We start from the raw sequence: 18,647 nt of genomic DNA on the forward strand, positions 1-18,647 counted from the left end.
GTCATGACCGCAGCCGTCGCCCCCGCTCCCCTCCCGCCGCTCGCCGCGCGCACCGCGACGGTCGGCGGGTCACCCGTACGGGACATCCTGGCGGTCACCGCACGCCCCGAGGTGATCAACTTCGCGGGCGGGCTGCCCGCGCCGGAGCTGTTCGACCGCGAGGGCATCGCCGCCGCCTTCCGCGACGTCCTGGAGCACACCCCCGCCCAGGCCCTGCAGTACTCCACCACGGAGGGCGAGCCGTCGCTGCGTGCCGCGCTCGCCGACCGCGTCACCCGGCGCGGGCTGCCGACCGGCGCTGACGACCTGCTCATCACCACCGGCTCCCAGCAGGCGCTGTCCCTGCTGGCGACCGCGCTCCTCGACCCCGGCGACACCGTCCTCGTCGAGGACCCCTGCTATCTCGCCGCACTCCAGGTCTTCGGCCTCGCCGGCGCACGCGTCGTCGCCGTGCCGGCCGACGCGGACGGCGTCGACCCGCAGGCCCTCGCCGACCTCGTCGCCCGCGAACGGCCCAAGCTCTTCTACACCGTCCCCACCTTCCAGAACCCCACCGGCCGCACCATGCCCGCCGAGCGCCGCGCCGCCGTCGCGTCCGTCGCCGTGACGCACGGGCTGTGGATCGTCGAGGACGACCCGTACGGCGAACTGCGCTACGACGGCGACCACCTGCCCTGGATCGCCTCCTACGAGGGCGCCGCCGACCGCACGGTCCTCCTCGGCTCCTTCTCCAAGGTCATGGCCCCCGGACTGCGGCTCGGCTGGCTGCGCGCGCCCGCCGCCCTGCGGCGCGCCTGCGCCGTCGCCAAGCAGGCCGCCGACCTGCACACCCCCACCCTCAACCAGCTCGCCGCCGCACGGTACCTGGACGTCCTGGACTCCCATGTGGCCACGGTGCGGGCCGTCTACGGCGAGCGCCGCGACGCCCTCCTCGCCGGCCTGTCCGCCGCCCTCCCGCAGGGCTCCACCTGGAACCGGCCCGAGGGCGGCATGTTCGTCTGGGCCCGCCTCCCCGACTCCTACGACACCACCGCCCTGCTCCCCGAGGTGGTCAAGCACGACGTCGCCTACGTCCCCGGCGCCCCCTTCTACGCCGGCACCCCCGACCCCGCCACCCTGCGCCTGTGCTTCGTCACCCAGACCCCCGACGAGATCGCCGAGGGCCTGCGCAGGCTGGCCCGGGGCCTCGGAGCGGCGCAGTAGAGCCCCTCAGTCCCACCAGAAGCGCCACGCCCGCTCGCCCACCAGCGCCTTCGCGTACGCCCCGACACTGCCCGGCCAGTCCTGCGTGACGGCGTCCGGGCAGAACGCGAAGTGCTCCGCCGCGAGCGCCTCCGCCGTGGCGAGGTCCGCCGGAGGCGCGGCCACGGACACGACGAGCGTGTCGAAGCCGAGCGCGACGACCCGTATGCCGAACCGGTCCTCCCAGGAGCGCAGCACGGCACACAGCCGGGCCACGTCGTCGTCGTGGTTCAGCGGGCCCGTCCAGCCGATCGCGGCCGGTATGTCGGCGGAGCGACGGGCCGGGACGAGCGCCAGATGCGGCTCCTTCTGCCACGGCCGGGATCCGTCGCACAACGAGTCCGCCACCTGCCCCGCACACGAGCCCGGCTCGGCGGTGAGCGCACCGGACGGGGCGAGCCCGGGCCACACCCGCCCGAACGGCTCGGCCGCCTCGGCGAGTTCCTCGTCCCACTCGTCCTCGTCGCCCTCCCAGTACTCGGCGAGAACGTCCTCGGCGTCGTGATCACCCGGATACGACACGCCCCCGGGATCCAACTGCCAGTCGTCGACAGCCCCTTGGGAATCACCCAGGTCCACCAGCACCGGCAGCAGCCCCACTTGGGCCGCCGGACCGCCCAGCACGGCCCAGTTCCCCGACGCGGCGGCCTTCTCGGCATGCCACAACAACGGCTCGTGCCAGGGCCCGTCGTCGGTCACGTCCACCAGCCGCCCCGGCGGCAGCCGCAGCCCGAGAGAACGCCCACTGGGATCGGCCGCCAGCCGCGGCAGCGGATTCGGAAGAGTCGCCATGCCCAGGACTGTAGAGGCACCCACTGACAACGCCCCCGGAGCGCACACGACGAAGGGCCCGCCGGTGCGGCGGGCCCTTCGTCGTCGATCAGCTCAGAGACGCTCGGGCGTGCGGATGCCCAGCAGGGCCATGCCCTGGTGGAGGGTGCGGGCCGTCATGTCGCACAGGAACAGACGGTTCTCCACCTGCTGCGGCGACTCCGCCTTCAGCACCGGGCACTTGTCGTAGAAGGACGTGTACAGCGACGCCAGCTGGTACAGGTACGCCGCCAGCTTGTGCGGGGCGTACTCCGCGGCCGCCTCGAAGACCGTGTCGCCGAACGCGTCCAGGTGCAGGCCCAGGGCCCGCTCGGCCGCGTGCAGCTCCAGCTCCGGGTGCGCGGCGGGCCGTACGTCGCCCGCCTTGCGCAGGATGGACTGGATACGGGCGTACGCGTACTGGAGGTAGACGGAGGTGTCGCCGTTGAGCGAGACCATCTGGTCCAGGTCGAACTTGTAGTCCCGGTTCGGGGACGTCGAGAGGTCCGCGTACTTCACGGCACCGATGCCGACCTGCTGGGCCCGCTCCTGGATCTCGTCCTCGGTGAGGTCCTGCGCCTTCTCCCGGACGACCTCGGCGGCCCGCTGCACCGCCTCGTCCAGCAGGTCCTCCAGCCGTACGGTCTCGCCCTCACGCGTCTTGAACGGCTTGCCGTCCGCGCCCAGCACCGTGCCGTAGCCCATGTTGTGGGCGGTGACCTCGTCGGTCAGCCAGCCCGCTCGCCGCGCCGCCTCGAAGACCATCTTGAAGTGCAGCGACTGCCGCACGTCCACCACGTAGATCAGCGACGTGGCGTGCAGGTCGACGACACGGTTGCGGATCGCGGTCAGGTCGGAGGCGGCGTAGCCGAAGCCGCCGTCCGCCTTCTGCACGATCAGCGGGACCGGCTGGTCGTCCTTGCCGCGGATGTCGTCGAAGAACACCACCAGCGCGCCCTCGGAGCGCTCCGCGACGCCCATCTCCTCCAGGAGCCGGGCGGTCTCGGGCATGCCCTCGTTGTACGCGGACTCGCCGACGATCTCCTCGTCGCGGATCTCCATGTCCAGCTTCTCGAAGACCGAGTAGAAGTAGACCTTCGACTCGTCCACGAACTGCTGCCACAGCTCGAGGGTCTCCTTGTCGCCCGACTGCAGGGCCACGACCCGCTTGCGGGCCCGCTCCTTGAACTCCTCGTCCGCGTCGAACAGCGCCCGGGACGCCTTGTACACCCGGTTCAGGTTCGACATGGCCTGCTGGCCGTCGACCTCCGAGGCCGGGGCCAGCTCGCCGGGGTGCTCCATCAGGTACTGGATGAGCATGCCGAACTGGGTGCCCCAGTCGCCGATGTGGTGCCGGCCGATCGTGCGCTCGCCGGTGAAGTCGAGCATGCCGCGCAGCGCGTCGCCGATCACCGCGGAACGCAGGTGGCCGACGTGCATCTCCTTCGCCACGTTCGGCTGGGCGTAGTCGACGACCGTGATGCCCGGGTCCGGCTTGCGGGGGACGCCGAGCCGGTCGCCGTCCGCGTACCGCGCCGCGAGGTTGTCGGTGATCGCCCGGTCGGAGAGCGTGATGTTCAGGAAGCCGGGGCCGGACACCTCGATGTCCTTCACCAGCTCACCCGACTCGACCCGCGCCACGACCTCGGTCGCCAGCTCCCGCGGGTTCGCCTTGTTCTTCTTCGCGAGCGCCAGGATCCCGTTCGCCTGGAAGTCCGCCCGGTCGCTACGTCGCAGCAGCGGGTCCGCGTCGGCCCCCGGCAGGGCGGCGGAGATCGCGGAGGTGAGCTGCTGCTTGACGGAGTCGCTGAGGGACGTGACCGAGGCCATGGAATGGATGCCGTTCCGCTCGTAGGAGTACAGAAATCGACTCCAGTCTCCCATGGGGGCGGGCGGGCGGTCGCATGGATTCCCGCCCGCCCCCGGGGCGGCACGTCGGTGTCTCAGCCCCTGGGCGCCAGTGCCACGGCCGCGAGCGCCGGAGCGGACTCGGTGCCGTCCCCGTACAGGGCCGTCACGCGGTAGTAGGCGGCGGTGCCCGACGGTGCGGCCCCGTCACGGTAGTGGCGGAAGGAGTCCGCAAGGCCCTCCATCCCGCCCTCCGCGATCCGCTCGTACGAGCCCGTGGAACGGTCCCAGCGGTAGACCCGGTAGCCGGTCGCGCCGTCGACCGTGTCCCAGTTCAGGGCCACGTCACCGGCGTTCTCCACGGCGTCCAGGCCCGTCACCGGCGAGCCCGGCGCGGTCGTCTCGGACGGCCGGGTGTCCTGCTCGGTCGCGTAGACGGTCACGGCGTCGGTGTAGTTGTTCGAGCCGTCCACCACCCGCAGCTCCCAGCAGCGCTCCTCGCCGTCCGGCAGACCCGTGGTGTCCTGGAACGACGTGACGTCCGCCGCCAGGGAGCGCGAGTCGCCGTACCCGCAGGTGCGCACCCCGTCGACCGTCTGAGGGGTGCCCACGCGCAGCCAGTGGGCACGCACGTCGGCAGCCGTGGACGCGTTCCACCGCAGGGTCGTGCCCCACGGCTCGGACGTCGCGGCGAACCCGGCCGGCAGCGGCGGCGCGACCGTGTCCTCGTAGCGCACGGCCGTGAAGGTGCTGGAGGTCACGCCGTTCCCGGCCACCGCCACCGCGGTGACATAGCGGTCCGACGAGCCGCCGAAGTCCGTGAGCAGGCAGCGGTACTCCACCCACGCCGCATCGCGGTACACCTCCTCGGGCGCGCACGCCCGCAGGGTCGTACGGACCGTGGAGGCGCTGGAGCCGGAGTAGACCCGGAAACCGCCGCTGTGGTCGTTGTCGGCGGCGACCCGGACACGCAGCTCCGGCCGGCCGTTGTCGTCCGGACGCAGATACACCGGAAGGGCGGGCGCCACCAGTCGCCGGCCGGTGGTCCTCACCGGCTCGGAGCGGTGACCGGCCGCGTCGAGGGCGTACACCGTGTAGGTGCGGGTCACGCCCGGCTTCGCCGTCGTGTCCTCGTACGAGGCGGTCGTGGCGGTGCCGAGGAGAACCGGCTGCGCGCCGCCGTCGGCGCCGTAGACCTGCCAGCGCACGGTGTCGTCCGCCGGCGCGGTCCAGCCGAGCGCGACCCGCTGGGTGTCCGCCTTGGCCGCGAGGCCCGTCACCGCTCCCGGCGCGGTCACATCCGGTGTGGTCACCGCGACCGGCGCGGTGCGCGCCGAGGTGTTCCCGGCGGTGTCGGTGGCGCTCGCCGTGTAGTGGTACGTCTGCTTCTCGGCGGCCGTCTCGTCGTACAGATACTGCTCGTACGGCGTCCGCCGCAGGTCCATGGTCGCGACCTTGGCGTACGGGCCCGCCGCCGCCGTGGCACGCCACAGGGTGAAGACGGGGCCGTCGGCCTGCCGCACCTGGCCCAGCCAGACGTTGACACGCGGGATCGGCGTGGTGCCGTCGGAGCCTTCGGAGCCGGTGGTCACCGACACCGTCACGTCGGAGGGGCGCACGTCGGGGACCGGCGGAGCCGTCTTGTCCGGAGTGGTGACGTAGGGGCCGCAGGCGGTGGCGCCGTAGTTCGTCCACTTGTCGACGGCCTGGACGCAGAACCGATACTTCTGGCCGTCCTTCGCGGGCGTGTACGAGGCCGTGGTGCCGGTCGTCGTCCAGCGGGACACCCCACCCGTCGGGGTCTCCACCAGGACCCGGTAGTGGGCGATGTCCAGCTCCCGGTTCCTCCGCCAGCCCGCGCTCGCCCTGCCGGTCGCCGCGTCGTACGTGGTGGTGATGCCGGTCGGCGCCAGCGGCGGCCTGCTGTCGGACGACGCGGGCCACGTGAACTTCACCCGGGACAGCCCCGTCCAGTTCACATGGTCCACGCGCACGCTGTGGCTGCCCGCGCCGACGCAGAACGTGCCCGGCACGCTGTTGCCGGAGTCACCCGTGTCGGTCCACTTGTTCACCTTCCGCACGCCGTCCACGTACAGCCGCAGGCCGTCCGTGCCGGACAGGCGGTAGGTGAAACAGCCGCCCGAACCGAAGTCGCGGGTGAGCGACCAGCGCACCCCGAAGCGGTTCGTGGCCATCCCGGAGAGCGGGGCACCCGACCAGGACTGGTCGATCGTGGTGTCGCAGTCCGTCCTCTTCGGCGTGCCCGAGAACGAGGTGTTCGGGTAGAACGACCGCTTGAACGTGGTGTCGCCGCAGGTCACGGCAGCCTCGGCGGCGGGGGCCGCGAGGAGGGCGCAGGCCGAGGGCAGCGTCAGAGCGAGTCCGGCCGCCCCCACGCGCAGCCCGGCCCGGAATCTTTCTGTGATCACGGTAGGAGGACTGCCGCGGGGCGCCCGGGGTTGTACGGCGGGCCAATACGTTTTCCGACAGGGACCGGCACGGGTGACAATGGGTCGCGGGCCCCGTCGGCGCACCTGCGGCAGGCCCCAAGGACGTATCTCCGACGTATCTCCACGGCGTACAGAACGGCGTACGAGAACAAACAGGAAAGAAGGACGTGCCGATCGTGGCTCAGAGCACCGAGACCACCGACTGGGTCTCCCGTTTCGCGGATGAGGTCATCGAGGAGTCGGAGCGTCGGGCCCCGGGCAAACCGGTCGTCGTCGCGTCCGGACTCTCGCCGTCGGGCCCCATCCACCTCGGCAACCTCCGCGAGGTCATGACCCCGCACCTCGTCGCCGACGAGATCCGGCGGCGCGGCCACCAGGTGCGCCACCTGATCTCGTGGGACGACTACGACCGCTACCGCAAGGTCCCGGCCGGGATCGCGGGCGTCGACGAGTCCTGGGCCGAGCACATCGGCAAGCCGCTGACCTCCGTGCCCGCCCCCAAGGGCTCCGCCCACCCCAACTGGGCCGAGCACTTCAAGGCCGCGATGATCGCGTCGCTGGCCGAGCTGGGCGTGGAGTTCGACGGCATCAGCCAGACCGAGCAGTACACCTCCGGCGTCTACCGCGAGCAGATCCTGCACGCCATGCGCCACCGCGCCGACATCGACGCGATCCTCGACCAGTACCGCACCAAGAAGGCCCCGGCCAAGAAGCAGCAGCAGAAGCCGGTCGACGAGGCCGAGCTGGAGGCCGCCGAGGGCTCGGGCGCCGCGTCCGAGGACGACGGCTCCTCCGGCTCCGCCGGGTACTTCCCGTACAAGCCGTACTGCGGCAACTGCGAGAAGGACCTGACGACCGTCACCTCGTACGACGACGACTCCACCGAGCTGACGTACGTCTGCACCGCGTGCAGCTTCTCCGAGACCGTCCGGCTGAACGAGTTCAACCGCGGCAAGCTGGTCTGGAAGGTCGACTGGCCCATGCGCTGGGCGTACGAGGGCGTGATCTTCGAGCCCAGCGGTGTCGACCACTCCTCGCCGGGCTCCAGCTTCCAGGTCGGCGGGCAGATCGTCGGCATCTTCGGCGGCAAGCAGCCCATCGGACCCATGTACGCCTTCGTCGGCATCTCCGGCATGGCGAAGATGTCCTCCTCGCGCGGTGGCGTGCCCACGCCCGCCGACGCGCTGAAGATCATGGAGCCGCAGCTCCTGCGCTGGCTGTACGCCCGCCGCAAGCCCAACCAGTCCTTCAAGATCGCCTTCGACCAGGAGATCCAGCGGCTCTACGACGAGTGGGACAAGCTCGACGCCAAGGTCGCCGACGGCTCCGCCCTCCCGGCGGACGTCGCCGCGCACTCGCGCGCCGTGCGCACCGCCGCCGGTGAGCTGCCCCGCACCGCCCGGCCGATGCCGTACCGCACGCTCGCCTCCGTCGCCGACATCACCGCCGGCCACGAGGACCAGGCGCTGCGGATCCTGAGCGAACTCGACCCGTCGCGTCCGGTCGGCTCCCTCGACGAGGTCCGGCCCCGCTACGACAAGGCCGAGGCGTGGATCAACACCCACGTCCCCGCCGAGCAGCGCACCATCGTGCGGGCCGAGCCCGACACCGAGCTGCTGAAGTCCCTCGACGACCAGGGCCGGGAGTCCGTCCGGCTGCTGCTCGACGGACTGGCCTCGCACTGGTCCCTCGACGGGCTCACCCACCTCGTCTACGGCGTCCCCAAGGTGCAGGCCGGGTTCTCCGCGGACGCCACGCCCAAGGAGCTGCCGCCGGAGATCAAGACCGCCCAGCGGACGTTCTTCGCGCTGCTCTACCACCTGCTCGTCGGCCGCGACACCGGCCCGCGCCTGCCCACGCTGCTGCTGGCGGTCGGCCAGGACCGGGTCCGCGCACTGCTCGGCGAGTGACCCGCGGCTGAACACAGGAGAAGGGGCCCCCGGAAGAGGGCCCCTTCTCGCTGTCCGCCGCCTTACGCGATGTGCTCTTCCTGCATCTCCGCGTTCAGACGGTTCGAGAAACGGTTCACCATCCGCTTGGCCTCGGCCTCCGGGAGCACGAGACCGTACGTCGCCTCGACGTCCGCCATGAACCCGCGCGGTGTGGGCGCCCCGTTCCCGCTCTTGATCGACTCCCGGAAGACCTGGTAGTACGCCTCCTCGTCCGGCTCGGAGCCGCCGCCCTCACCCAGCTCACGGGTACGGCCCGGCCCCGCCGGCACCGGGAAGCCGCCCGTCTCCTCCGCGGAGGGACCCCCTTGCGGGCGCTCCTCCTCGTGCTCGTGCGGCGGGAACGGCGACTCCTCGTACTCCTCGTACGGAGGCCCATACAGCTCCGGGTCGTAGTTGGGGTCGTAGCCGCCGTGGTACTCCACCGAGTGCGGGTCGCGGGCGTGCAGCCAGGGGTTCTGGTCCGGATGCGGGTCCACACCCTGCTCCGGCGCGGGCAGCTGCTGCTGCGCCGGCACCGCGATGGCGGCCGGCTGCGGCTGCTGCTGCACCTGAGGAGTCTGGGGAGCCGGCGGGATCAGCGCCGGCTCGATGCCCGCCGCGGCCAGCCCCGCCGGGGCCGTCTCCGCCAGCGGCACACCGTAACGGGCGAGGCGCAGCGGCATCAGCGACTCCACCGGGGCCTTGCGCCGCCAGGCCCGGCCGTAGCGGGACCGCAGCCGGGCCTGGTAGACCAGCCGCTCCTGCTCCAGCTTGATCACCTGGTCGTACGAGCGCAGCTCCCACAGCTTCATCCGCCGCCACAGCAGGAACGTCGGCAGCGGGCTGAGCAGCCAGCGGGTGAGCCGCACGCCCTCCATGTGCTTGTCGGCCGTGATGTCCGCGATCCGGCCGATCGCGTGCCGCGCCGCCTCCACGGCCACCACGAACAGGACCGGGATCACCGCGTGCATGCCCGTGCCCAGGGGGTCCGGCCAGGCGGCCGCGCCGTTGAACGCGATCGTCGCCGCCGTCAGCAGCCACGCCGTCTGCCGCAGCAGCGGGAACGGGATGCGGATCCACGTCAGCAGCAGATCCAGGGCGAGCAGGACGCAGATACCGGCGTCGATGCCGATCGGGAAGACGTAGGAGAAGTTCCCGAAGCCCTTCTGCAGGGCCAGCTCGCGGACGGCGGCGTAGGAGCCCGCGAAACCGATGCCGGCGATGATCACGGCACCGAAGACGACCACGCCGATGAGAACGCGGTGCATCCGTGTCAGCTGTATGGGCGCGGCCACCCGTACTCCCCTCCCACTGCGTGCTGTTGTGCGGGCAACAGAGTGGCACACATGTGCGGGGAACGGGTGGCCGGACCGGACGCAGACCTTCCGGGGGCCTGCGGGGCTCAGCTCTTGCGGGTCGAGGACTTCGACGAACTGCGCGAGGTGGAGGCCGACTTGGTCGACGACGGCTGCTGCAGGGAGGTGCCCGAGGAGGTCGAGGCGGACTTCGACGGAGACTTCGTCGCGGACGGCACCTTGGCGTCGGCGTCCCCGCTGACCGCACTGTTCGCCTTCAGGACGGCCGCGACGGCCTCCTTGGCCGCCTTCTGGGCGTCCTTCATCAGCTCGTCCGCGTCCGGAGTCTTGTCACCGGCCAGGCCGGCGCCGTTGTAGTCGACCGTCACGACGACGTTCTCCACCCGGGCCACGACCGTCTGCTGCTTGAAGGAGCCCTCCTTCTTCTTCAGGTCGTAGCGCACGGCCGTCGCCTCGTCGCCGATGCCCGCGGCGGGCGCCGACTTCACGTTCCGCGCGCCTGTCGCCGCCCGCGCGTCCTCGACCTGGCCGGCGTAGTACTCCTTGGCCAGCTCATCGCCCGCGCCGCGTGTGACGTCCGACTCGAAGCGCAGCAGCGAGACGTTCAGCCAGCGGAACTGCGAGCCCTTGACGCCGTTGTTGTCGAGGCTGTCCCAGGAGCAGCTCCCCCGCGACTCCAGATCGTCCGAACTGCCCTCCTTGCCCGACTTGCGCGCTTCGGGCACCAGATCCTCCAGCGTCTTGGCCGACAGCGCGTCACACGCCTCGGGCAGCGTGCCGTACGCCGCCTCCCGCACGGTCGGCGACGGGCTCGCCGTCACGCTCGGGGACGCCTGCTTGGCGTCCTCGCCGTCGGAGTCGGAGCCGGAGGAGCAGGCCGCGGCCAGCAGCACCACGGGGAGGGCGGCGGCACCGACGAGCGCGCGGCGACGCCGCGTCACTCGCAGGGCACGCTGTTCAGACCGGTCGGCTCGCTGTGCTCGTCGCTGCATGGTTCCTTCACTCATGACGCTCGTGGTTCCTGCGGTCGGATCGGGTCCGAGGGGCCACGGTACGCGGTGCCGGACGCGCACGGCCCGCCTTCGGACACTCCACCGGGCGGCACCGGCCGCCCGCACAAGTGGCTCAGCCCGACAGGGAGTCGGCGAGCCGGGACGCCAGTTTCCGCGCCCTGTCCTGCATTTCCTGGCTGTCGGGCACCGTGCCGACGGTCGCCGGCTGCTCCTCGTACTCGATGGTCACGATGACGTTCGACGTGCGGAACGCCACAGTGACCGTGCGGCGCTTGGCCGTCGAACCGGAGCTGCTGAGCTCGTCGTCGACGAACGCCTCGTCGCCGAGGTCGTCCAGCAGCCGGGGCTGGAGCGCGGTCGGGGTGGAGGACGGGGTGGCGCTCGGGCTGCCGCCGGGAGAGTGCGTGGCGGACGGGCTCTTCCCGGCGGAGCTGCGGCCGGGGGAGCTCTTCCCGGGGGAGGGGCTGCTCCCGCTCTCCGCGCCGGTCCCGGCGCCCGTGGCCGGCGCCGTCACCGTCTCCGTCACGGTCGGCTCGGGCAGGTCCGCCGCGGTGACCTTCCCGGCGAAGAGGGACTCGGCCTCGGTCTCGTCGCTGACCGCCGTGTCGTACGACACCACGCGCTCGAAGTCGATCAGCAGGTGGTCCGTGGCCGTCGCGGACTCGACCTTCCAGCGGCAGCCGACCTTGCGGTCCGTGTCGTAGGTGAGCGTCGCCTCGCCCTCGTACGCCTGCTCGCGCCGGACCTCGTCGGGGATCTCGAGGATGCCGGGCAGCAGGGTGTCGAGCGTGTCGCGGCCCACGACGCCGCAGGGCTCGGGGAGCGTGCCGTAGCGGCCGGGCTCGACGTCGGTGACGGTCGTCCCGGTGTCCTCCGGGTTGGAGCCGTCGGAGCGGGCGCCGCCGTCGGAACCGCCGGTGCAGCCGGCCAGCAGCGCCACGAGCAGGGCGGCGACGCCGGGTACGTAGGCCTTCCGCTGCACGGTCGGGCTCCTCTCGGTCCTCTTCGGACTTATTCGGTTGCCGGGCGGGGGTGTCACCCGCAGACAATGTGTATCGCACGCATTGCCGTGGACGCCGGTCCGTTGTCCCTTTCATCGACCTTGGCGCCGGTTTTGCGATTCAAGGCTTCTGATTGTTTTCCGGGGGAATGAGGGCGATATGTCGTACGTCGAGGTGCCCGGCGCCAAGGTGCCCATCCGTATGTGGACCGACCCGGCGACCGTCGAGGACGTCGCCATGCAGCAGCTCCGCAATGTCGCGACCCTGCCCTGGATCAAGGGCCTCGCGGTCATGCCGGACGTCCACTACGGCAAGGGCGCGACCGTCGGCTCCGTCATCGCCATGCGCGGTGCCGTGTGCCCGGCCGCGGTCGGCGTGGACATCGGCTGCGGGATGTCCGCCGTGAAGACGTCCCTCACGGCGAACGACCTTCCCGGGGATCTGTCGCGGCTGCGGTCGAAGATCGAGCAGGCGATTCCGGTGGGTCGGGGCATGCATGACTCCCCCGTCGACCCGGGGCGCTTCCACGGGCTGGCCACCGGCGGGTGGGACGACTTCTGGGGGCGGTTCGACGGGATCGCCGAAGCGGTCAAGTTCCGTCAGGAGCGTGCCACCAAGCAGATGGGCACGCTCGGATCCGGCAACCACTTCGTCGAGGTGTGCACGGACACGGAGGGTTCCGTCTGGCTGATGCTCCACTCCGGTTCCCGCAACATCGGCAAGGAGCTGGCGGAGTACCACATCGGCGTGGCCCAGAAGCTCCCGCACAACCAGAACCTGGTCGACCGCGACCTCGCCGTGTTCGTGGCGGACACCCCGCAGATGGCGGCGTACCGCAACGACCTGTTCTGGGCCCAGGAGTACGCCAAGTACAACCGCACGCTCATGATGGCGCTCCTGAAGGACGTGATCCGCAAGGAGTTCAAGAAGGCGAAGCCGGCCTTCGAGCAGGAGATCAGCGCTCACCACAACTACGTGGCCGAGGAGCGCTACGACGGGATGGACCTGCTCGTGACCCGCAAGGGCGCGATCCGCGCGGGCTCCGGCGACTACGGCATCATCCCCGGCTCCATGGGCACCGGCTCCTACATCGTGAAGGGCCTCGGCAACGAGAAGGCCTTCAACTCGGCCTCGCACGGCGCCGGCCGGCGCATGAGCCGCAACGCCGCCAAGCGGCGCTTCTCGACGAAGGACCTGGAGGAGCAGACGCGGGGCGTGGAGTGCCGCAAGGACTCCGGCGTCGTGGACGAGATCCCGGGCGCCTACAAGCCCATCGAGCAGGTCATCGACCAGCAGCGGGACCTCGTGGAGGTCGTGGCGAAGCTGAAGCAGGTCGTCTGCGTGAAGGGCTGAGCAGGGCCGCGGCGCGCTACTTCGCGTGTCTGACCGCGTAGATCATGACGAGCGCCACGATGTGGATGCCGAAGAGGAAGTAGGCGAGCCACATCCACATCTGGCGCTCGTCGCGCTTTTCCCGGGCCTGGCGGGCCCGGCGCGCGGAGGAGGGCTCGGGGGTCGTCACGGCTGCTCTCGGTGGACCTTGGTGTTGGAGGCCTGGGCGCGGGGGCGGACGACCAGGAGGTCGATGTTGACGTGGCTCGGGCGGGTGACCGCCCAGGTGATGGTCTCGGCCACGTCGTCGGCCGTGAGGGGGTCGGGGACGCCCGCGTAGACCTTCTCCGCCTTCGCCCGGTCGCCGCCGAAGCGGGTCAGGGCGAACTCGTCCGTCTTCACCATGCCGGGGGCGACCTCGATGACGCGGACCGGGCGGCCGACGATCTCCAGGCGGAGGGTCTCGGCGAGGACGTGGGCGCCGTGCTTGGCGGCGACGTAGCCGCCACCGCCCTCGTAGGTGCCGTGGCCGGCGGTGGAGGAGACCACGACCACCGTGCCGTCGCCACTGGCCTCCAGCTTGGGCAGCAGTGCCTGGGTGAGGTTCAGGGTGCCGATGACGTTGGTCTCGTACATCGTGCGCCAGTCGTCGGGGGAGCCGGTGGCGACCGGGTCGGCACCGAGGGCGCCGCCGGCGTTGTTCACCAGCACGCCGATCGTCCGGAAGGCCGTCGCGAACTCGTCGACCGCGGCGCGGTCGGTGACGTCCAGCTGGTACGCCGTCGCCGAGTGGCCCGCCGCATCGATCTCCTCGGCCAGCGCCTCGATGCGGTCCTTGCGGCGCGCGGTGAGCACGACGCGGTAGCCGGCCGCGGCCAGCTGCCGGGCGGTGGCGGCGCCGATTCCGCTGCTCGCACCGGTGACGACGGCGATGCGGGAGGCTGCGGACGGTGCGGCGGTGGCCATGGGGCTGCTCCTCGGACTGGCGTTCACAACGCGGGCTCCGGCCAGGATAGGCGGCGTCCGCCTGTGGGTGACGCGGAGTTTCGCCGGGCGGACGGGGCCGGGCCGTCAGCCGCCTCGCGGGGCCCACATGATCACGGCCATGCCCGCGAGACAGATCAGCGCGCCCGCGACGTCCCAGCGGTCGGGGCGGTAACCGTCCGCGACCACGCCCCACAGGATCGAGCCCGCGACGAAGATCCCGCCGTACGCCGCGAGGATGCGGCCGAAGTGGGCGTCGGGCTGGAAGGTGGCGACGAAGCCGTAGGCGCCGAGGGCGAGGACGCCGCCGGTGATCCACAGCCAGCCGCGGTGTTCGCGCAGGCCCTGCCAGACCAGCCAGGCGCCGCCGATCTCGAACAGCGCGGCGAGGACGAAGAGGGCGGCGGAGCGGAGCACGTGCATGGGCGCAGCTTGGCACGGCGGGTGACTGTCACCTGTTGGAGGGCGCCTGGGGGCGAGTGGGCCGGGGGATACATGGGCCGTGCGTACCGGCGGAGTGTGGGAGCGAGGGCTGGTGGACGGTCTGGTGAACGGCATGCGGACGGTGGCGCGAGGGCTCGTGGTGTGCGGTGCGGTGCTGGGTTCGGCCGCCGGTGCGGGGGCGCCCGGGGCGGGCGCGGTGAGCGGCCCGGAGTTGTCGGGGGTGGCGGAGGCCGTGCCGGTGGCGGAGGCCGATCTGTCGTATCACGGGTCCGTCGTGATGGCGGGCGGCCGGATGCGGGTGCGGTTCGTGGCGCGCAACCACGGGCCGGACGCGGTGCCGGACGCGACGGTGCGGCTGCGCTGGTCGGTGCCGCCGGGTGTGCGGCAGGAGTTGCCCGAGGGGTGTGCGCGGGCGGGGGAGCGGGTGGTGGTGTGCCGTACCGGGGAGCTGGCGGCGGACGGGCTGGGGGAGCGGGCCGAGCTGGCGGTACGGCTGCCGGGGGCGCCGCCGGAGGTGTCGCTGGAGCTGGACACGGTGTGGGGCGGGGGTGCGGTGGACCGGAACCGGGAGAACGACCGGCAGCGGGTGCTGGTGCTGGACACCGGGGACACGTACTACTTCTGAGCCGGCTGGGGCTGGTGGTCGTAGCGCTCGCGGGCCCGGTGGACCTCGTCGAAGTGGGTCTCGGCCCAGTCCTTCACGGCGGTCAGGAGCAGGGCGAGGCTGCGGCCGAGGGGGGTGAGCGCGTAGTCGACGCGGACGGGGACGGACGGGGTGACCGTGCGGGTGAGGATGCCGTCGCGTTCGAGGGAGCGCAGGGTCTGGGTGAGCATCTTGGGGCTCACCCCGGCGATCTTGCGGCTGAGGTCGCTGTAGCGCATGGGGGCGGGGGCGAGGGCGGAGACGACGAGGCTGACCCACTTGTCGCTGATCCGGTCGAGCAGCTGGTTGGTGGGGCAGGCCTTGATGAAGGCGTCGTACTCGGCGCGGGCCTGCTCACGGCGCTGGGCGGCGGTCTGGGTGGGCATGCGTCTCCTCCGTGGCTCCCCTTCGGGTGCGGTAGGCACCTCCAGGTAACTACTTCCCCGTGGATAGTAACTCTTCCTAGGGTTGTCGGCACGGGGTCGGACGACCCGCAAGTGCCCGGACGACGGGGAGAGTTGAGATGCGTGCTGCAGTGGTGACGGAGTTCGGCGGTCCTGAGGCCGTGCGGATCGTGGACGCGCCGGTGCCCGAGCCGGCCGCGCGGCAGGTGCGGATCAAGGTCGAGGCGGCCACGCTGAACCCGGTGGACGCCGGGGTGCGCTCGGGCGGGTTCGGCGGGGCCGGGACACAGCTGGGCCTCGGCTGGGACGTGGCCGGCACGGTCGACGCGGTGGGCGTCGCCTCGGCGTGGCAGCCGGGCGAGCGGGTGGTCGCCCTGCAGTACGGCGTGGCGAAGGCGCTGGGGACGCACGCGGAGTACGTCGTCGTGGACACGGACGCGGTGGCCAAGGTGCCCGCGTCGGTCGACGTGGTGCACGCGGCGACCCTCCCGCTGAACGCCCTGACCGCCGCCCAGGCCCTGGACCTGCTGGACCTGCGGCCGGGTCAGTCGCTGCTGGTGACGGGGGCGGCGGGCGCGGTCGGCGGCTTCGCCGTCCAGCTCGCCGCACACGCGGGGGTCGAGGTGACGGGGCTGGCCCGGGAGGACGACGAGGAGCTGGTGCGGTCGCTGGGCGCCTCGGCGTTCGTGACCGACGGGACCGAGGGCGGCTTCGACGCGGTGCTGGACGCGGCGGTCCTCGGCGAGCGCGCCCTCGCCCGGGCCCGCGACGGGGGCGCCTACGCGGGCGTGATCCCCCAGGCCGAGCCGCCCTCGGTGCGGGGCGTACGGGTGGCCGCCGTCGAGGTCGCCGCGGACGGCGCCCGGCTGGCCGAGCTGGCCCGGCTGGTGGACGACGGGGTACTCACCCTGCGGGTCGCGGAGACGGTCCCCCTGGAGGACGCGCAGAAGGCACACGCCCGACTGGCCGAGGGCGGGGTGCGGGGGCGGGTCGTGCTGGTGCCGTAGGTGTGGCGAAGGCGTTCACAGGCCCGGCTCCGTCTCCGAGAACGACGTCGGCACCGTGAAGCCGATCACCGAGCCGCCTCCCTCTCGGCGGTAGGCGAACGGGGCGCCGCCGTGGGTGAGTGCGATCTCGCGGACGATGGAGAGGCCGAGGCCGGAGCCGGGGAGGGCGCGGGCGTCGGCGGCGCGGTAGAAGCGGTCGAAGACGCGGACGAGGTCGTCGTCGCTGATGCCGGGGCCGCGGTCGAGGACCTCCAGCTTGACGGGGAGGCCGGTGCCGGGGCCGCCGGTGACGCGGATCTCGATCGGGGCGTGTCCGTCGCGGTCGAACTTGGCGGCGTTCTCGACGAGGTTGGACACGGCTCGGGTGAGGGAGCCGGCGCGGCCCTGGGTGGCCGTGACCCCGGTCGCCCGCACGGTGATCTCCCGGCCGGTGCGGCGGCGGGCCACGGCGGCGACGTCCTCGGCGATGTCGGCGAGGTCGACCCGCTGGGGCGGCTCGCTGTCGGACTGGCCGGCTGCGAGGTCGACGAGTTCGTTCACCAGGTCGGTCAGTTCGCGGGCCTCCTGGCCGAGGTCGGCGACGAGTTCCTCGCGGGCCTCGGGCGGGAGTTCGTCCATGCGGCGCAGCAGGGAGATGTTCGTGCGCAGGGAGGTGAGGGGGGTGCGCAGTTCGTGGCCGGCGTCCTGGACCAGGCGGCGCTGGTCCTCCTCCGACTGGGCGAGCCGGCCCAGCATGCGGTCGAAGGCGCGGCCGAGCCGGCCCACCTCGTCGTTGCCGGACACGGGCACCTCGATGCCGAGCCGGCGGGTGCGGGCGACGGCCTCGGCGGCGGAGGTGAGGGCGACCAGGCGCCGGGTGATGCGCCAGGCCAGCCACCAGCCGAACAGGCCCGCGCCCGCGACGACCGCGCCGACCAGGACCAGCGTGCGCTGCTGGAGCGCCCGCAGCAGGTCCTCGGTGTCGCTGAACTGCTGGCCGACCTGGACGGCGCCGCGTCCGCCGCCGAGCGCGACGGTCGCCACCCGGTAGACGTCGTCGCCGACGTCGACTCCCTCGTGGACGACGAGCCGTCCGGCCGGGGCGGCGCCCGCGATCCGGCGGTCGTCGTCGCCGACCGGCAGTCCCGGGCTGCCCTCGTCGAAGACGTGCCCGTCGGGTCCCAGCACCTGGACGTCCGTGCGGGCGGGGCGGACCAGGTCGTGGCCGGGTGCCGAGGAGAAGTCGGCCGGGGTCATGCGGTCGCGCCGCACCTCGGCCCGTACGTCCTGCACGACCTCGTCGAAGACGGTCTGCTGGTCCACGCGCACCAGGCGGGCGGCGGCGCCGTAGGACAGGATGCCGACGAGGACGGTGACGCCCGCGGTGACCGCGGCGAAGGACAGCGCGAAGGTGGTGCGCAGCGACACCAGCCGCCAGCGGCGGCCGCCGGCGTCCACTCAGCCCTCCCGCAGCACGTAACCGACCCCGCGGACGGTGTGGATCAGCTGCGGCGCGCCCGGTTCGTCCAGTTTGCGGCGCAGGTAGCCGACGTAGACGGCGAGGTTCTTGGAGCCGGGCCCGAAGTCGTAGCCCCAGATGCGGTCGTAGACGGTGGCGTGGTCGAGGACCGTGCCGGCATGCCGTACGAGGAGTTCGAGGAGCTCGAACTCGGTGCGGGTGAGCTCCAGTTCGCGCTCCCCGCGCCAGGCCCGGCGGGCCTGCGGGTCCATGCGCAGCCCGGCCGCCTCCAGGGTGCCGCCGGCGGGGGCCGCGGCGGGGGCGGTCTCCTGCGGGGAGCCGGCGCGGCGCAGCAGGGCGCGCAGACGGGCGAAGACCTCCTCGACGTCGAAGGGCTTGACGACGTAGTCGTCGGCGCCGGCGTCCAGGCCGGCGATCCGGTCGGCGGTCTCCACCAGCGCGGTCAGCATCAGGATCGGTGTGCGGTCGCCCGCGGCGCGCAGTTCGCGGCAGACCTGCAGGCCGTCCTTGCCGGGCATCATCACGTCGAGGACGAGGACGTCCGGCGGTGTCCGGTGCGCCTGCTCCAGGGCTTCCACACCGTCGGCGACCGCCGTCACCCGGTAGCCCTCCAGGGTGAGGGCGCGCTCCAGGGCGTGCCGGATGGCGCGGTCGTCTTCGGCGAGCAGAACAGTCGGGGCCACCGGACCAGTGTGGCAAAGCCACCTGTGCGGGCGGGCGGCCCCGACCTGCGTGCGCGTCCCTTCTTACCGACTGCTCACCG

Annotated in this window: 17 protein-coding genes; 5 read left to right on the top strand and 12 right to left on the bottom strand. The window is 72.3% G+C overall.

Annotation, left to right across the window (positions count from 1 at the left end; all coding sequences use genetic code 11):
* Nucleotides 1-3 precede the first annotated feature (3 nt).
* Nucleotides 4-1,203, top strand: coding sequence for a PLP-dependent aminotransferase family protein (locus ACIGXJ_RS24625; protein ID WP_399649188.1), 1,200 nt, complete (start codon nucleotides 4-6; stop codon nucleotides 1,201-1,203).
* 6 nt (nucleotides 1,204-1,209) lie between these two features.
* Here ACIGXJ_RS24625 and ACIGXJ_RS24630 read toward each other — a convergent pair whose 3' ends face one another.
* The 3 genes from ACIGXJ_RS24630 to ACIGXJ_RS24640 form a co-directional block, all read right to left on the bottom strand.
* The gene (locus tag ACIGXJ_RS24630; RefSeq protein ID WP_399649190.1) at nucleotides 1,210-2,034 is read right to left on the bottom strand and encodes a DUF4253 domain-containing protein; all 825 of its coding nucleotides are present in this window, start codon (nucleotides 2,032-2,034) and stop codon (nucleotides 1,210-1,212) included.
* A gap of 93 nt (nucleotides 2,035-2,127) precedes the next feature.
* Nucleotides 2,128-3,882: an arginine--tRNA ligase gene (argS, locus tag ACIGXJ_RS24635; protein WP_399650188.1), complete on the bottom strand. Its 1,755-nt coding sequence runs from the start codon at nucleotides 3,880-3,882 to the stop codon at nucleotides 2,128-2,130.
* Between the two features lie 113 nt (nucleotides 3,883-3,995).
* Nucleotides 3,996-6,329 carry a hypothetical protein gene (locus tag ACIGXJ_RS24640; RefSeq protein ID WP_399649193.1) on the bottom strand — a complete coding sequence of 778 codons (2,334 nt, stop codon included), beginning with the start codon at nucleotides 6,327-6,329 and terminating at the stop codon, nucleotides 3,996-3,998.
* Between the two features lie 188 nt (nucleotides 6,330-6,517).
* Here ACIGXJ_RS24640 and lysS point away from each other — a divergent pair, with 188 nt between their 5' ends.
* The gene (lysS, locus tag ACIGXJ_RS24645; RefSeq protein ID WP_399649195.1) at nucleotides 6,518-8,260 is read left to right on the top strand and encodes a lysine--tRNA ligase; all 1,743 of its coding nucleotides are present in this window, start codon (nucleotides 6,518-6,520) and stop codon (nucleotides 8,258-8,260) included.
* A gap of 62 nt (nucleotides 8,261-8,322) precedes the next feature.
* Here the strand turns inward: lysS and ACIGXJ_RS24650 are convergent, their stop codons facing one another.
* The 3 genes from ACIGXJ_RS24650 to ACIGXJ_RS24660 all read right to left on the bottom strand — a co-directional run bounded on the left by ACIGXJ_RS24650 (nucleotide 8,323) and on the right by ACIGXJ_RS24660 (nucleotide 11,592).
* A complete protein-coding gene (locus tag ACIGXJ_RS24650; RefSeq protein ID WP_399649197.1) occupies nucleotides 8,323-9,576 on the bottom strand; it encodes a DUF2637 domain-containing protein in 1,254 nt (417 codons plus the stop codon).
* Nucleotides 9,577-9,683: 107 nt separating this feature from the next.
* Complete coding sequence (locus tag ACIGXJ_RS24655; protein WP_399650190.1) at nucleotides 9,684-10,589, bottom strand: DUF3558 family protein; 906 nt, start codon at nucleotides 10,587-10,589, stop codon at nucleotides 9,684-9,686.
* Nucleotides 10,590-10,722: 133 nt separating this feature from the next.
* Complete coding sequence (locus ACIGXJ_RS24660; protein WP_399649199.1) at nucleotides 10,723-11,592, bottom strand: DUF3558 domain-containing protein; 870 nt, start codon at nucleotides 11,590-11,592, stop codon at nucleotides 10,723-10,725.
* A 178-nt stretch (nucleotides 11,593-11,770) separates the two neighbouring features.
* Here ACIGXJ_RS24660 and ACIGXJ_RS24665 point away from each other — a divergent pair, with 178 nt between their 5' ends.
* Nucleotides 11,771-12,964: an RtcB family protein gene (locus ACIGXJ_RS24665; RefSeq protein ID WP_399649201.1), complete on the top strand. Its 1,194-nt coding sequence runs from the start codon at nucleotides 11,771-11,773 to the stop codon at nucleotides 12,962-12,964.
* A gap of 16 nt (nucleotides 12,965-12,980) precedes the next feature.
* Here the strand turns inward: ACIGXJ_RS24665 and ACIGXJ_RS24670 are convergent, their stop codons facing one another.
* The 3 genes from ACIGXJ_RS24670 to ACIGXJ_RS24680 form a co-directional block, all read right to left on the bottom strand.
* Nucleotides 12,981-13,133 (bottom strand): hypothetical protein, encoded by a 153-nt coding sequence (locus tag ACIGXJ_RS24670; RefSeq protein ID WP_399649203.1) that lies wholly within the window; start codon nucleotides 13,131-13,133, stop codon nucleotides 12,981-12,983.
* Nucleotides 13,130-13,909: an SDR family NAD(P)-dependent oxidoreductase gene (locus ACIGXJ_RS24675; RefSeq protein WP_399649206.1), complete on the bottom strand. Its 780-nt coding sequence runs from the start codon at nucleotides 13,907-13,909 to the stop codon at nucleotides 13,130-13,132. Before ACIGXJ_RS24675 ends, ACIGXJ_RS24670 begins: the two co-directional genes overlap by 4 nt.
* 105 nt (nucleotides 13,910-14,014) lie before the next feature.
* Nucleotides 14,015-14,350 (bottom strand): YnfA family protein, encoded by a 336-nt coding sequence (locus tag ACIGXJ_RS24680; protein ID WP_399649208.1) that lies wholly within the window; start codon nucleotides 14,348-14,350, stop codon nucleotides 14,015-14,017.
* 133 nt (nucleotides 14,351-14,483) lie between these two features.
* On the opposite strand from ACIGXJ_RS24680, the gene ACIGXJ_RS24685 reads away from it, so the two are divergent.
* Nucleotides 14,484-14,996 carry a hypothetical protein gene (locus tag ACIGXJ_RS24685; protein ID WP_399650192.1) on the top strand — a complete coding sequence of 171 codons (513 nt, stop codon included), beginning with the start codon at nucleotides 14,484-14,486 and terminating at the stop codon, nucleotides 14,994-14,996.
* Here ACIGXJ_RS24685 and ACIGXJ_RS24690 read toward each other — a convergent pair.
* The gene (locus ACIGXJ_RS24690; RefSeq protein WP_399649211.1) at nucleotides 14,987-15,400 is read right to left on the bottom strand and encodes a winged helix-turn-helix transcriptional regulator; all 414 of its coding nucleotides are present in this window, start codon (nucleotides 15,398-15,400) and stop codon (nucleotides 14,987-14,989) included. The two genes, ACIGXJ_RS24685 and ACIGXJ_RS24690, sit on opposite strands and share 10 nt — an antisense overlap.
* A 137-nt stretch (nucleotides 15,401-15,537) precedes the next feature.
* Between ACIGXJ_RS24690 and ACIGXJ_RS24695 the strand changes: the two genes are divergently transcribed.
* Nucleotides 15,538-16,425, top strand: coding sequence for an NADP-dependent oxidoreductase (locus tag ACIGXJ_RS24695; protein ID WP_399649214.1), 888 nt, complete (start codon nucleotides 15,538-15,540; stop codon nucleotides 16,423-16,425).
* A gap of 15 nt (nucleotides 16,426-16,440) precedes the next feature.
* Here ACIGXJ_RS24695 and ACIGXJ_RS24700 read toward each other — a convergent pair whose 3' ends face one another.
* Together ACIGXJ_RS24700 and ACIGXJ_RS24705 are read right to left on the bottom strand one after the other, a co-directional pair.
* Nucleotides 16,441-17,862 (bottom strand): ATP-binding protein, encoded by a 1,422-nt coding sequence (locus ACIGXJ_RS24700; RefSeq protein ID WP_399649217.1) that lies wholly within the window; start codon nucleotides 17,860-17,862, stop codon nucleotides 16,441-16,443.
* A complete protein-coding gene (locus ACIGXJ_RS24705) occupies nucleotides 17,863-18,567 on the bottom strand; it encodes a response regulator transcription factor (RefSeq protein ID WP_399649220.1) in 705 nt (234 codons plus the stop codon).
* Nucleotides 18,568-18,647: the final 80 nt, after the last annotated feature.

Source organism: Streptomyces sp. NPDC053367, from assembly GCF_044545925.1.
GTDB lineage: Bacteria > Actinomycetota > Actinomycetes > Streptomycetales > Streptomycetaceae > Streptomyces.